The sequence below is a fragment of the Olleya sp. Ti.3.14 genome, from assembly GCF_038154885.1.
In the GTDB taxonomy this organism is placed as follows: domain Bacteria; phylum Bacteroidota; class Bacteroidia; order Flavobacteriales; family Flavobacteriaceae; genus Olleya.
Window position 1 is genome coordinate 41,292 of record NZ_JBAKAO010000002.1, and the last position, 13,776, is coordinate 55,067.

General features: G+C 31.6%; 12 protein-coding genes. 9 read left to right on the forward strand and 3 right to left on the reverse strand.

The genetic code is table 11. The features are described from left to right. Window positions 1-4: 4 nt before the first annotated feature. Entirely contained in the window at window positions 5-1,423 is a 1,419-nt protein-coding gene (locus V6251_RS04435) for an efflux transporter outer membrane subunit (RefSeq protein ID WP_341587196.1), read from the forward strand. Between the two features lie 18 nt (window positions 1,424-1,441). Next, on the forward strand, window positions 1,442-2,035 hold the full coding sequence (locus tag V6251_RS04440) for a TetR/AcrR family transcriptional regulator (RefSeq protein WP_341587197.1): 594 nt from the start codon (window positions 1,442-1,444) through the stop codon (window positions 2,033-2,035). A gap of 61 nt (window positions 2,036-2,096) precedes the next feature. Here V6251_RS04440 and V6251_RS04445 read toward each other — a convergent pair whose 3' ends face one another. Together V6251_RS04445 and V6251_RS04450 are read right to left on the reverse strand one after the other, a co-directional pair. Then, window positions 2,097-3,200 (reverse strand): HmuY family protein, encoded by a 1,104-nt coding sequence (locus V6251_RS04445; RefSeq protein WP_341587198.1) that lies wholly within the window; start codon window positions 3,198-3,200, stop codon window positions 2,097-2,099. A 12-nt stretch (window positions 3,201-3,212) separates the two neighbouring features. Continuing rightward, on the reverse strand, window positions 3,213-5,354 hold the full coding sequence (locus V6251_RS04450; RefSeq protein WP_341587199.1) for a TonB-dependent receptor plug domain-containing protein: 2,142 nt from the start codon (window positions 5,352-5,354) through the stop codon (window positions 3,213-3,215). Window positions 5,355-5,447: 93 nt separating this feature from the next. On the opposite strand from V6251_RS04450, the gene V6251_RS04455 reads away from it, so the two are divergent. From V6251_RS04455 to V6251_RS04480, 6 genes are all read left to right on the forward strand, one after another. Next, complete coding sequence (locus tag V6251_RS04455) at window positions 5,448-6,356, forward strand: DUF6607 family protein (protein ID WP_341587200.1); 909 nt, start codon at window positions 5,448-5,450, stop codon at window positions 6,354-6,356. 12 nt (window positions 6,357-6,368) lie between these two features. After that, window positions 6,369-7,832: an ankyrin repeat domain-containing protein gene (locus V6251_RS04460; RefSeq protein WP_341587201.1), complete on the forward strand. Its 1,464-nt coding sequence runs from the start codon at window positions 6,369-6,371 to the stop codon at window positions 7,830-7,832. Between the two features lie 6 nt (window positions 7,833-7,838). Next, a complete protein-coding gene (locus V6251_RS04465) occupies window positions 7,839-8,324 on the forward strand; it encodes a DUF2271 domain-containing protein (RefSeq protein WP_341587202.1) in 486 nt (161 codons plus the stop codon). A gap of 10 nt (window positions 8,325-8,334) precedes the next feature. Further along, window positions 8,335-10,527, forward strand: coding sequence for a PepSY domain-containing protein (locus V6251_RS04470; RefSeq protein ID WP_341587203.1), 2,193 nt, complete (start codon window positions 8,335-8,337; stop codon window positions 10,525-10,527). A gap of 18 nt (window positions 10,528-10,545) precedes the next feature. Further along, the gene (locus V6251_RS04475) at window positions 10,546-10,902 is read left to right on the forward strand and encodes a DUF6686 family protein (protein ID WP_028283973.1); all 357 of its coding nucleotides are present in this window, start codon (window positions 10,546-10,548) and stop codon (window positions 10,900-10,902) included. Between the two features lie 66 nt (window positions 10,903-10,968). Further along, window positions 10,969-11,364: a hypothetical protein gene (locus tag V6251_RS04480; RefSeq protein WP_341587204.1), complete on the forward strand. Its 396-nt coding sequence runs from the start codon at window positions 10,969-10,971 to the stop codon at window positions 11,362-11,364. A gap of 207 nt (window positions 11,365-11,571) precedes the next feature. On the opposite strand, the gene V6251_RS04485 is transcribed toward V6251_RS04480, so the two are convergent. Beyond that, window positions 11,572-12,573 carry an NAD(P)H-dependent glycerol-3-phosphate dehydrogenase gene (locus V6251_RS04485; RefSeq protein WP_341587205.1) on the reverse strand — a complete coding sequence of 334 codons (1,002 nt, stop codon included), beginning with the start codon at window positions 12,571-12,573 and terminating at the stop codon, window positions 11,572-11,574. A gap of 131 nt (window positions 12,574-12,704) precedes the next feature. Between V6251_RS04485 and V6251_RS04490 the strand changes: the two genes are divergently transcribed. Then, window positions 12,705-13,655 carry a nicotinic acid mononucleotide adenyltransferase gene (locus V6251_RS04490; RefSeq protein WP_292943111.1) on the forward strand — a complete coding sequence of 317 codons (951 nt, stop codon included), beginning with the start codon at window positions 12,705-12,707 and terminating at the stop codon, window positions 13,653-13,655. Window positions 13,656-13,776: the final 121 nt, after the last annotated feature.

Consider the following 13,776-nt stretch of genomic DNA (forward strand, 5'->3'; position numbering starts at 1 on the left):
AACAATGAAATCAATATTAAAACATAGAAACTTTAGTAAAGGCGCATTAATACTAGTTGTTGCATTAACACTACAAAGTTGTTTTGTAGCTCAAGATTACGTGAGACCAGATTTAGATGCTGAAACGCAAGCACTTTACAGAACCGATAATTTACCATCAGATAGCGTATCTATTGCAGATGTATCTTGGAAAAATTTATTTACAGACCAATACCTTCAAAAATATATAGAAGAAGGTCTTCAAAATAATATGGATGTACGTATTGCTTTGCAGCAAATATTAGCAGCTCAAGCTTATGCAAAACAAGGTAAAGCTGGTTATTTACCATCAGTTAGTGTTGGCGCAAATGCAACGCATCAAGAGTTGTCAGAAAACAGTCAATTTGGAGCTTTATTTAGTGGTGGAATAGATACTTATGATATTACAGCTAACTTATCTTGGGAAGCAGATATTTGGGGGAAAATTAGAAGTAATAAACGTGCAACTCAAGCTGCTTACTTACAAAGTGTCGCAGGACATCAAGCGGTAAAAACGCAATTGATTTCTAGTATTGCGAATACGTATTATAATTTATTGGCTTTAGACGCGCAATTAGAAGTAACTAAACAAACCATTGTAACTAGAGAAAGTGGTGTAAAAACGATTAAAGCATTAAAAGATGCTGGACAAGTAACACAAGTTGCAGTAGACCAAAACATCGCACAATACAACAGTGCTAAAGCATTACAGGTAGATATTGAAGTTGCTATTTTTAAAACTGAAAACACGCTAAGTATTTTATTAGGAAAAACACCTCAAACTTTTGAAAGAAGTAGTTTAGATATCCAAAATATAGATCAAGATATAGTATTGGGTGTTCCTGCAACATTGTTAAGTAACAGGCCTGATGTCATGGCTGCAGAGTATGGTTTAATAAATTCGTTTGAGTTAACTAACGTCGCTAAAAGTAATTTATATCCTTCATTAACATTAACCGCTTCTAGTGGTTTAGAAAGCTTAGATGTAGACAATTTAATTAATGCCAATTCGATTTTTGCAAATATCATAGGTGGAATTACGCAACCTATTTTTAATCAACGAAAGTTAAAAACTCAAAGAGAAGTTGCTTTTGCACAACAAGAACAAGCGTTACTTAGATTTAAACAAACGTTGTTAGTAGCAGGAAGTGAAGTGTCTAATGCGTTATATACATATAAATCTGAAACTAAAAAGTTTGAGTTTAGAAAAAATGAAGTGGAAGCTTTACGTACAGCCGAAGCTAATTCTAACGAGTTACTTAAAAACGGTTATGCTAATTATTTAGACTTATTAACAGCTAGAGAAAGCGCTTTAAATGCGGAACTTAATATTATTAACAGCCAATTACAGCAACTAGTGTCTATCGTAGATTTATACGAAGCACTTGGTGGTGGATGGAGATAATAATGTAATCTAAATGAAATGATAACCAAAGCTCAATTGCTACAATGTGCTATTACTAAGTTTACTAGATTTGGTAGTAAGCACGTTACTTTAAACGATTTAGCAACTGAGCTTGGCATATCTAAAAAGACAATTTATTCTTTTTTTAAAAACAAAGAAGACTTAGTTACTGCTAGTTTAGAGAGTTTGTTAAACGAGTATAAAACTGATATAAATGGGATTGTTAGTAGCAATGGTAAAGATCCTATTTTGTGTGTTATATTAATTTACCAAAGAGGGTTTGAGTACTTAAAATATTTTAAGCCCTCTTTTTTATTTGGTCTAGAAAAATACTATCCAAAAGCTAATCTTTTATTTAATAATTTTATTGAACAACTGTCTAATAAAACGGTTTATAATTTATTTAAAAAAGCCCAAGATATTGGAAGTATAAAGCCAGATATAAATATAGAATTAGTTGTAAAAATCTATTTTTTTAGAGTGGATAATCTGCTTTTCAAGACAAACAACTTATTTGACTTATATCCTAAAGAAGAATTATTTAATCATTTTGTCATTTATAATATTAAAGGGATAGTAAGTGATGACTATTATAATCCTTATTTTGAATAACAAATAAAAAAAGCCTTAACAATTATGTTAAGGCTTTTTAATGTTTAGACTAAAACGGAGATTATTGTAATAAACTATAAACAAATTCTGGATAACCACGCTCTCCTGCGTTATTAGTTAAAGCTAAAAATTGTAACTTATAAAGGTTTCCATTTGCATCATTTACTATGTAAAATACATTTTCTTTTAATGAAGGAGAACTACTTGGTCCACCACTGTTTCTCCAGCTACTTCCAATGCTTCTTTGGTCTTCTGAGAATTGTGTATTGTCTACATCTGTAAGTGTAAAATTTTCATATGTTAACTCTGTTTGCGTTTCAGTATCTATTACATATGCTTTGGTGTTTTGCTTTGCATTAGTAACAACAAAATCAGAATAAAAGTATGGACCATAGCTATCTGCACCTATAAATACTTCATCTGTAAACGTTGTAAAACTTAAGTCCCATGCTTCTTTTGCTGGTTCAATATTAATTTCGCTATTGGCATCAAAGCTAAAAAAGGTATAATTATGAGTTGTGTTTTTTGCAATGGTAACTTCTTGGTGAGTCGTATCATCTAAATCAGCATATTGTAAAATATAGTTTGTGCCATCTTGCAATACTCTAACTTTTTTCCAACCTCTCTCGTCATCTGTAGTGTCAATACTTCCTGTTGCAGGAGTTTCTGTTCCGACAGTATAACCCAAGTTTACCAGGTATACTGGATTATTTGCATCTGTTGCTGTAATAGCAGAAAAGGCAGTACCATTTAACGCTCCATTTGGCGCATCAACATATTGCATGCTAGCTTGGTTATAAGTATTGGTTTTAACCATAGGTTGTAAATCTATAACTTCTTGATTTGTAGAAGTTACAGCATCAATATCTGTAGTTGATAATTGAGCAGCTGCCATTGCTATTGTTCCATTTATAACCACTCTAAATTCTGTGCCAGAGTAAAAACCTAAATCCCAAGAGTCACGTTGTACGCTTGTGGTTGTATTTGTACTTAAATCTACAAACACTTGATTTTGTTGGTTTGGACCACCAACTGTTGGTGCTATTGCTGCACCTTCTATAACAACGTCTATTGGTTGTAATGGTGTATTATCGTCATCGCTACTACAATTAGTAAAGACTAATGCTGTCATGCAAAGGGCTAAAGTAAAAAGTCTGTTTTTCATTTTATTGGTTTTTTAAAAATTTAAATTATATAATAGTTTTAGGTAATATGATCGACCGTAACCTAGTAATAGGCTACTGTTATTTGTACTATGTGCTCCTGTTGTATTTGCACCATTAATAGCAACGCTAGTGACATCCAATAGGTTTCTGCCACCAACTGTAGCTTGTAGTTTGTTATTAAAAAAGGATTTTTTTATGGACGCATCCATCCAACTGTAAGCAGCTGTGTTATATTTTTTAAAGGTGTTGTTTCCACTATCATCTGTACCTTCTGCAATGTAGTTTTGTTGTTTTCCGTTATGTTTTAAAAGGACGGTTAAAGCAGTGTCCCATTTTTTTAATAAATAGGTAGCACTTGTGTTAAGTTGTATGGCATATAAAAAGTCGTTTTCAGCATGGACTTCATCATTCATTATTCTTGACACGCCTTGTAAAGTTGCACCTAAATTAAAGGTCCAATAGTTGTGTTTTATAGTGTTTTCTGTTGTTATTCCAAATAATTTATAGGCATCAATATTGATATATTGGTATTGTAGTGGAGAAGGATTGACTAAGGCTAGTTCAATCTTGTCTTTTAGCTCTATGTAACTTAATTTTAAATTGTTAGTAAGTGTTGTGTTTCCAAACCAACTACGCTTTTTAAGATTTAAAAAAGTAGAAAAACCTTGTTCAGGATTTAGGTTTTGGTTGCCTCTTACGTCGTGATTAGAATCTACAAAATAGTAGTATAATTCTTCAAAATTTGGAGTTCTGTAAGACGATCCAATACTGGCTCTTAATTCATAACCTTTATTTAGCAAATATCTTGCACTAAATGACCCTAGAAATTGCGATTTAAATTTTGAATTATATTCATAACGCAATCCTGGACGTAAGGACAATTTGTTTGTTAATTTAAATTCTGAAGAAGAAAACACTGCATAATTGTTTTGCTTTTGGGTTTTATCTTGCTGTGTTACTTCACCTGTAGCTTGTGTGTCAAACCCTTTTATAAATCTAGCTTCATAACCCAATTGATAATTATAGAAGTCATGTTTTGAAAGGTTGTTTATGGTTCCTTTGGAGAAAAGGACATTGCTAGATTGATAGGTTTCATCCGTTTCATTATTTTTATTTTTAGTTAAAATAAAGTAGTTAAACTGGTTTAAATCGCGTTTTTGTGTTTGATAAGATATGGACGCATTGTAATTTGCACCAGAGTTTAATGATCCACTAATATTTAAATTGTTTACAAAACGGTTGGTTGTAAATATTTTATCTGTTGCAGATGGATTACTAGTTTGTGATTGCACATTAATATTTGCTCTAACTGCAGCATCGTAGTAGTTTAAATCTTCATTAAAAAACTCAAATTTGTAAAATAATCTAAATTTATTGGCAGTATAATTAATACTAGCTTTAGAGGTTAATTGTGTTTTTGGTAACCAATCATATCCTCTTAATCCATCATTGATATAGTGGTTTTGACCTTTTTTATTATTAAAAAAACCAGCAAATTGGTTGCGGTTAAATCCAATTTTTGCAGACCATTTTTCGTTAAAATTATGTCCAATATTTAATCCTTGGATATGTCTACCTTCATCACACAAAGCGTATTCATCGCTAACGGTTTCTTCTTGTATAAACGTTTGTATTTCCCAGTTATGGTTAACCGTTTTTTTAGTAATTATATTAATTACACCAGACACAGCGTTAGCACCATATTCTACTCCCATTGCACCTTCAACGATTTCAATACGTTCGATATCGTCTAAATTTATTTGCGTTAAATCAATATTATTACCAACACCATTATCGCTTACTAAAGGTATATTATCCACAAGAATATTAAAATACTGAGCATCTAAACCAAAAAAAGAGATTGTTGATCGTCCAGTCTGTGCACTTGGTATGATGTTTAGATTAAGGTTAAAATTTAACAAGTCTGCTAAATTATTTGCAGCTTGCTGATCTATTTTTTTTCTATCAATAACAATAACGTTATGCACAGATTTTTTAATCGATTGTGGATTGTATTGACCTGTAATGACAACTTCATCAAGCTTTTGGACTACTGTGGTGTCGTTGACAATAGCTTTGTTTTTTTGTGCAGTTGTTATTCCAACTAAAAAAAAAGAAAAATAAACCGTTAAATATTTTTTATTTAGAATCATTCTTGATTAAATTTGCTGCAAATATAAACGTTATTTTAATTCAGTCTAAATAAGAACAATCTTTTTTCAAATAAAAAAAACAACCCATTTAAAATGAAACATTTAACAATTTTATCTATAGTATTTTTAGTATTTACGTTTACAATCAATGCTCAAAACAAAAAAAAGCAAGATCAGGAAGCAATTAAAAGCATGTGTGGCTGTTATGAAGTAACCTTTAATTTTGCAGAGACTTTTAACTACAGTCAAGACTCACTATACAAACCCTCAGAAACTAAAGTAGATAAAGGTTTAGAATGGGCTCAATTAGTAGAGGATAGTGATAACAAAATTTCGATTCAGCATTTATTACAGGTTGGAAGCCCAGAGTCTCCATATATTGTAAAACATTGGAGACAAGATTGGTTATTTGAAAACACAGATTTTTATATGTATAATGGTGACAATAAATGGACTTATGTGTCAAAGCCTAAAAAGGAAGTTAAAAATCAATGGACACAAAAAGTATATCAAGTAGATGATAGTCCACGTTATGAAGGCTCTGCAACTTGGGTACATGTTGATGGGAAAAGTTTTTGGGAAAATACAACAACAGCACCTTTACCAAGAAGAGAATACACAAAAAGAAGTGATTATAACATCACTTTAAGAGGTAATAGACACGAAATAACAAACACTGGTTGGGTACACGACCAAGATAATGATAAAGTGTTAAGAGAAGAAGGTAAAGAAGACGTCACTTTAGCTAAAGAAAAAGGTTATAACACTTATGTAAAGGTAGACGATAGTAAATGTCAAGCAGCACAAGATTGGTGGAAAGCTAATAGTGCAAAATGGGTTAAAGTCCGCACAAAATGGGAGTCTGTTTTTGCAAGACATCAAGATCTAGCTTTACAAGCTAAGGTAGATAATAAAGTATTATATAAGTATTTATTTGATGATGAAAACTATTCTACATCAGACCAAATAAATCCATTAATCGAAAGTTTTATAATAAAGTAAAATATAATTTGAATGAAAAAAGTAATTACAGTTTGCCTACTACTAATTAGTATGACGCTTAGTGCTCAGGACAATGCCTTTTTAGGTAGAGGTTTTTGGGGACCATCAGTAACCATCCAAGACGTTAAATCTAAAATAGCAGAAGGAAATAATCCAGCCGAATTAAACGAAAATAATTTTGATCCAGTAGTATATGCTATCCTACAATCTGCACCAAATGATGTTATTAAATACATACAATCATTGGATGGTAATGATGTTAATAAGTTAACACATGATGGTCGTACATATATCTTTTGGGCAGCGTATATTGGTAATGACGCCATAATGGAATATTTTATTGGCAAAGGTGCTAAAACAGATATTTTGGACGACCATGGATATACACCTTTAAATTTTGCTGCTAATGCAGGACAAACAAACATTAAAGTCTATGAGCTTTGTATAGCAAATGGCGCAAACTTAAAAAAAGATTTAGACCATAATGGTGCTAATGCTTTACTATTAGCAGCTCCAACCAACATTACATTAACCAATTACTTTGTGTCTAAAGGCTTAAGTCTAAAAAGTGTAGATAATAATGGTAACGGAATCTTTAATTATGTTGCTAAAACTGGTGATGTAGAATTGCTAAAAGGCTTAATAGAAAAAGGATTAAAAGGTACAAATCAAGCCTTTATTTTTGCAAGTCAAGGGACTAGAGGTAAAACCAATGGATTGCCTGTTTATAATTATCTAGAAGGTATAGGTTTAAACCCAAATACTAATTCTCCAGATGATGTATCACCTTTACATAATGTAGCAGCAAGAAGTAAAGATTTAGAGGTTTTAAAATATTTTATTGAAAAAGGTAATAGTGTAAACGCTGTGGATAAAAACGGTAACACACCTTTTTTAAATGCAGTTAGACAAAATAATATCGAAGTAATATCTGTGCTTTTACCACAAGTTAAGGATATTAATTATGCTAATAAAAAAGGAGAAACAGCTTTAATGCTAGCCATTCAAAATAATACTGCAGACGTGGTAAAATTAATATTGTCTAAAGATGCTAAAATAGATCTTGTGGATACCTACGGAAACAATTTGGCTTATTATTTAATTCAATCTTTTAGCCCAAGTAAAGAGAAAGATTTTACAGCTAAATTACAGCTTTTAGAAACTAAAGGATTTGAGTTTACAACACCTCAAAAAGATGGAAATACATTATTCCATTTAGCTTTAGATAAAAATAATGTAAACTTTTTAAAACAAATCAATCAATTTGATGTGGATGTAAATACTGCAAATAACGAAGGGTACACACCTTTACATTTAGCAGCAATGAAGGCTAAGGATAATACGCTTTTAAAGTATTTAATAGCTATTGGAGCAAATAAAAAAGCAACCACAGGTTTTGAAGAAACTGCATTTGATTTAGCCTCAGAAAACGAAATTTTAAAGAACAAAAAAATAGCATTAGACTTTTTAAAATAAGATATAATGAAAAACATAAAACTAATTTTTAGCATAGCTATTCTTAGCATAGCCTTGTTTTCTTTTACAACAATAAGCACATCTACTAAGTACAAATGCATGGTGCAAATGACCAATTATGTTGGTGAAGGTGCATACGTAGTCATCTCGTTAATTAATCCAGATGGGCAATATGAAAAAACATTATATGTTCAAGGAGATGATGAGGAGTGGTATAATGACATTACTGAATGGTGGAAATTTCAAGGTAAAGTCAGAGCAGATATTGATGCCTTAACAGGAGCTACAATTTCTGGAGGAGAACGTGCTATAAGTGTAATCCAAATCGAAGATTCTAAAATAGATGCAGGTTACAGTATACGTTTTGAGTCTGCAGTAGAGGATCAAGAATATTACACAAAAGATGTCCAGTTTTTACTAACTTCAGAGAGTGTAAAAAGTAAAACAGAAGGCTCAGGATTTATACGTTACGTACGTTTAATGCCAAATTAAACCCATATTTATGACCCTTTCTATTTGGAGATATAGTCACCTTACACTAGCTATAGCCTCATTTGTATTTGTTTTTCTAGCAACAATAACTGGTATTGTTCTTGCATTTCAGCCAATATCAGAGCAGATGCAACCCTTTAAAATAGAAAGTGTTAATCAGTTGGATATAGACCAAACGATAACGACGTTCAAGGATAAATATCCCGAAATTATAAATATAGAAGTAGATGCAAATCAGTTTGTGTCTGCTTCTGTAATTACTGCAGATGGTACCTCGTTAAATGGTTATTTTAATCCAAAAACCGCTGCTTTTTTAGGCGAAAAACCTGAAATTTCAACCTTTTTTAAATTTACTACCAATTTACATCGTTCGTTATTTTTAAAAGGAATAGGACGTTTTTTTGTGGGTTTAGGCTCGTTTTTGCTATTCTTAATAGCAATTACAGGTTCTATTTTAATTATTAAACGTCAAAGCGGAATTAAGCGCTTTTTTGCAAAAGTGGTTAACGATAATTTTTCGCAATATTGGCATGTGGTTTTAGGACGATTATCCTTAATTCCTATTATAATTATCACGTTAACTGGTGTGTATTTATCACTGCTTAAATTTGATTTAATTTCAGAAAAAAAGCAAAAACACACTGTTGATTTTCAAACTACAGCTTTCGCTGAAAAGCAGCCTGATACAAATATTTTTAATACTACACGATTAACTGAAGTTGTTAATTTAGAGTTCCCGTTTTCCGAAGACGAAGAAGACTACTACATCTTAAAATTAAAAGATAAAGAAGTCCTAGTCCATCAATATTCTGGACAAGTTTTAAGTCAGGTAGACTATCCAATGGTTACATTATTATCTAACCTAAGTCTAACATGGCATACAGGTAAAGGTAGTATCGTTTGGTCTATAGTATTATTGATTGCCTGTCTTAATATTTTATTTTTTATCTATTCTGGATTTAAAATGACCATTGAAAGAAGAAAAAACAAAGCATTACCTAAAAATAAATTTACTAAGGATAAAGCTGAGGTTATTATTCTTGTAGGCTCAGAAACAGGACAGTCTTATGCTTTAGCTACAGCATTTTTTAAGGGAGTAATAGCTAGTGGTAAAACAGTTTACATATCAGATTTAAATAGCTATACGACGTATAAAAACGCCAAGCAACTTGTTGTATTTACTTCCACATATGGCGAAGGTGAAGCACCTGTTAACGCTAAAAATTTTATTACGCTTTTAAAAAGTGTGCCACAAGAGCAAACTATAAATTATGCAGTTGTTGGTTTTGGGTCCTTAAAGTATAAAGCATATTGTAAATATGCCCAAATGGTGGATGCTAGTTTGCAATTACATCCCAATTTTAGACCTAATCTGCAATTGCAAAAAATCCATAACCAATCGCAATCTACTTTTAAAGATTGGTTACAGCAGTATAATACAGTAGTTGGTACAAATGTTAGTCTAATACTAGATAATCCAGCAATAAAAACTAAAAAGCAACAAACATTTAAAGTTATAAATAAAACGTTATTAAATGTTGACAATACGTTTGTATTACAGCTAAAACCTACCAAGAAAATTAATTTTAAATCTGGTGATTTGTTAGCTGTGTACCCAAAACAAGATGGAATAGAAAGGCTTTACTCGATAGGTAAAATGGACAATCAAATTGTTATAAGTGTCAAAAAACACGAGTTTGGTGTATGTTCTACTTACTTTAATACATTAAAAAAAGAGGACGTGGTTAATGCAATAATAAAACCTAATCCTACTTTTAATCTTCCTGTAAATGCTAAACGTGTCGTGTTAATTGCAAACGGAACAGGAATTGGTCCTTTTTTAGGAATGATAAACACGAATCCACAAACTGAAAAGTATTTATTTTGGGGTGGACGTACCAAGCAATCTTTAAGTTTATATCAAAAATATATAGATAGTGGATTACAACATAATACGCTAAGCAGTTTTAATGTCGCTTTTTCTCAAGAACAAAAAGAGAAAATTTATGTGCAAGATATTGTTGCTAAAAATGCAGCAACTATAACACAGGTTTTAGAGGATGATGGCATCATCATGATATGTGGCTCTTTAGCAATGCAAAATAATGTCTTGGAAGTCTTAAACCATATTACCACAACTAAATTACAACTGCCTATTAGCTTTTATATAGATAATAAGGTGATAAAAACGGACTGTTATTAATCTTGTAAAACTTAAATTATGTGCACTAATATAGAAGCTATTTCAAAAACCTCACAAGGCGAATTAAACTACTGTAAAGGATGCAAGCAGTTTCATTTTGAGTTTAATAATATTTATTTTGAATTTACGCCAGAACAATTTGAGCAATTTAAAGCCTACATTTTATTTGTTGAAGCAGACTATTGGGAACATAAATATGCTTGTGCAAATGTTAAGCGTAAAATACCAATCCCAACTTTGCAAGACAATTTGGTTTTAATGTTTGATAGGCAAGAAATTAAAGAGCTTAAAGTACTGGTTAGCGATAAAAACAAGGCTGTTTTTGATACTTTACTTAATGTAGACGATATAGATTACACTTATATTGTTAACTAGAATAGCTTAAAATTTATTATTATCTTAAATTTGCAGCTTAATACTATTTTAGAGTTTTTTTAAGTCATGAAAAAGGATATCCAAATACCAGTTGTAGAAAATGTTTATATAGCTATTGTTAATGAGTATAATGATATATACAAAACACAAGACTGGAACGCTTATATTATAAATGATAAAGCGGTTGATTTAGACATGGTATTGATTGTAACTAGCGGTTTTTCGGAGGATAAAATGACTTCTATTTTTAGAAAAAAACTAGACAAGCTACCTAAAAAAAGCTACGCTAAAATCGAGTTGATGCAAGAAGATTTATTTGCTTTAAACAATCAATTTAAGGTTACCTTTTTTGAAGGCAATACTATGTTTGACAAAACGTATACTTTTAGAAAAAACACAATTAATTTAAAGGCTTTACAACCTATACCTTTAATGGAAGCACGTGGTGTTTTGGTTAAGTAAAATTATAAAAGATTAGATAATACGGTTAAAAACAAATTGTGATTAGTCTTTAGCTTGGCTAATACTAGCGTTAGCGATTGCAGTGTAAATCCTTTTTATGAGGCACGATTAAAAAGATTGTAACGTAAAGCGCGACCCTTGGGTAACGCCCAAAATAAAAATGGTTGAAATTAAAAAGTCCCTTTGTTTAGCACAAAGGGACTTTTTTTAATCTAATTTATCGGTTAGTTTTTGAAACACTTTTTTAGCGTCCTTACCTTCGTATAATACAGCGTATACTGCATCTACAATGGGTAAGCGTGTTTTCTTTTTGTTTTTCTCGTTAAGTAAATGGGCACTTTTTGTTGCATAGTAACCTTCTGCTACCATACTCATTTCCATTTGTGCAGATTTTACGGTGTAGCCTTTACCAATCATGTTTCCAAACATGCGGTTTCTAGAAAATGTGGAGTAGCCTGTAACTAATAAATCGCCTAAGTAAGCCGAGTTGTTTATGTTACGTTTCATTTTGTGCATTTTCTTGATAAAGCGTTTCATTTCGCGTATTGCGTTGCTCATTAATACACTTTGGAAGTTGTCTCCATAACCTAAACCGTGTGCTATACCTGCTGCAATTGCGTATATGTTTTTTAGCATTACTGCGTATTCTGTACCAATAACATCGTCACTTGTTTTTGTTTTAATATAGTCACTGGATAAAACGTCTGCTATGGCTTGCGCTTTTTTCTGGTCTGCACAGGATATGGTTAGGTAAGATAAACGCTCTAAGGCGACTTCTTCTGCGTGACAAGGCCCTGCAATGACACCTATGTTTTCAAAGGGTATGTTATAGTTATCATGAAAATGCTCGCCTAATAGTTTTCCGGTTTCTGGAATAATACCTTTTACTGCAGAGACTACGTTTTTGTTGGTAATATCTACGGTAAGTTTTTGTAACTCAGAATGTATAAAAGCGGATGGTACTACAAAAATTAGTACATCTGCATAGGCAGCCATTTCGTTAATGTCGTTACTTAGTTTAAGTTGTTCTAAATGGAACTCGACAGAACTTAAGTAGCTAGGATTATGTTGTTCTTTTAATAAATGCTCTTTAGTATAAACGCTACGCATGTACCATCCTACTTCCTCTAGGTTTTCGCACAGCATTTTTACAATAGCAGTAGCCCAACTTCCGGATCCAAAAACAGCGTATTTTAATTGTTGACTCATATAAGGGATTAAATTCTATATCAAAAATACATAAAATTTTACTTCTTTAATTTTATCTAATTAACAAACCATTATCATTTTTGGCACGCCTTTTGAAATTAGTCTATTATCAATCCTTAAAACGACACATTATGAAGACAATAAAACTACTTTCAGGTTTTGCTTTAATAGCAATATTATTTACCTCTTGTTATAGCGAGGTTATTGTAGACGACTATAATGGTTATAATGAGCCAGTACCAGTTAGTATTAACCAAGTGCTTAACTCGCACGAGTTATGGTACGTTGCAGTGGATGAAACTATAGGTTATGGCGAGTCTCCTTTTTTACAGATAGCATTCACCATTTCTTTTAGAAACGGTACGCTGTACGCTAATAATAATTTAGTTGGTATTGGTAGTCAAGGTAACGGATTTGGTATCCCAATTGGAAATTATAATGCTTACAACATGATATTAGACGTAGACCATGATATTGATGGTTATGATAGCTTTGATGTGTATCAAATAGATAATAATACCATAGAGTTGTACAACCCGTTTACAGACACCTCGTACTTTTTACATGGTTACCAACGTAGCACTTTTGATTATGATTATGTGTTTTATGACAACTTACAATATTTTTTACAAGAATATGAAGCTTGGGAAAAAACATACACAAGCAATTATGGTGCTTTAAATGAGTTTGATAACGAAAATTATTTGCAATTTTTATCAGGCGGAAACGATAACACGTTTAGAAGTAGTCAGGATCCAAACGGAATTAATCCAAACAATTTATATTGGGATTACTCAGGATTTTATAACGTAGGAAACTTTAGCGGAAACATGTACTTAAAGTCATTAGTATTAGATTATGATTATTTTGATAATGAGCAGTTTGAGTTAAGTATTATCAATGATCAACGTATAGAGTTATTCCATCCAAGTTCTGGAACCGTTTACGAGTTTACTGGTAGAGGATATATCCAATATTTAAAGGTTGGTACAGAACTTAATAGAGCTAAAACTTCTGGTCTTAAAAAACGTGTACAACACACTAAGAAACAAGATAATCCTAGAGAAAACTCTAGAGCTTAATATATTGAATTAGTCATTTAGTTAGTTTAAAAACCGCTTAGAGCAAGTCTTTAAGCGGTTTTTTATTGTATACTTTAACAAAGACTTGGCATAAGAGTTGTTAACATAAGTTGCAGTTAGA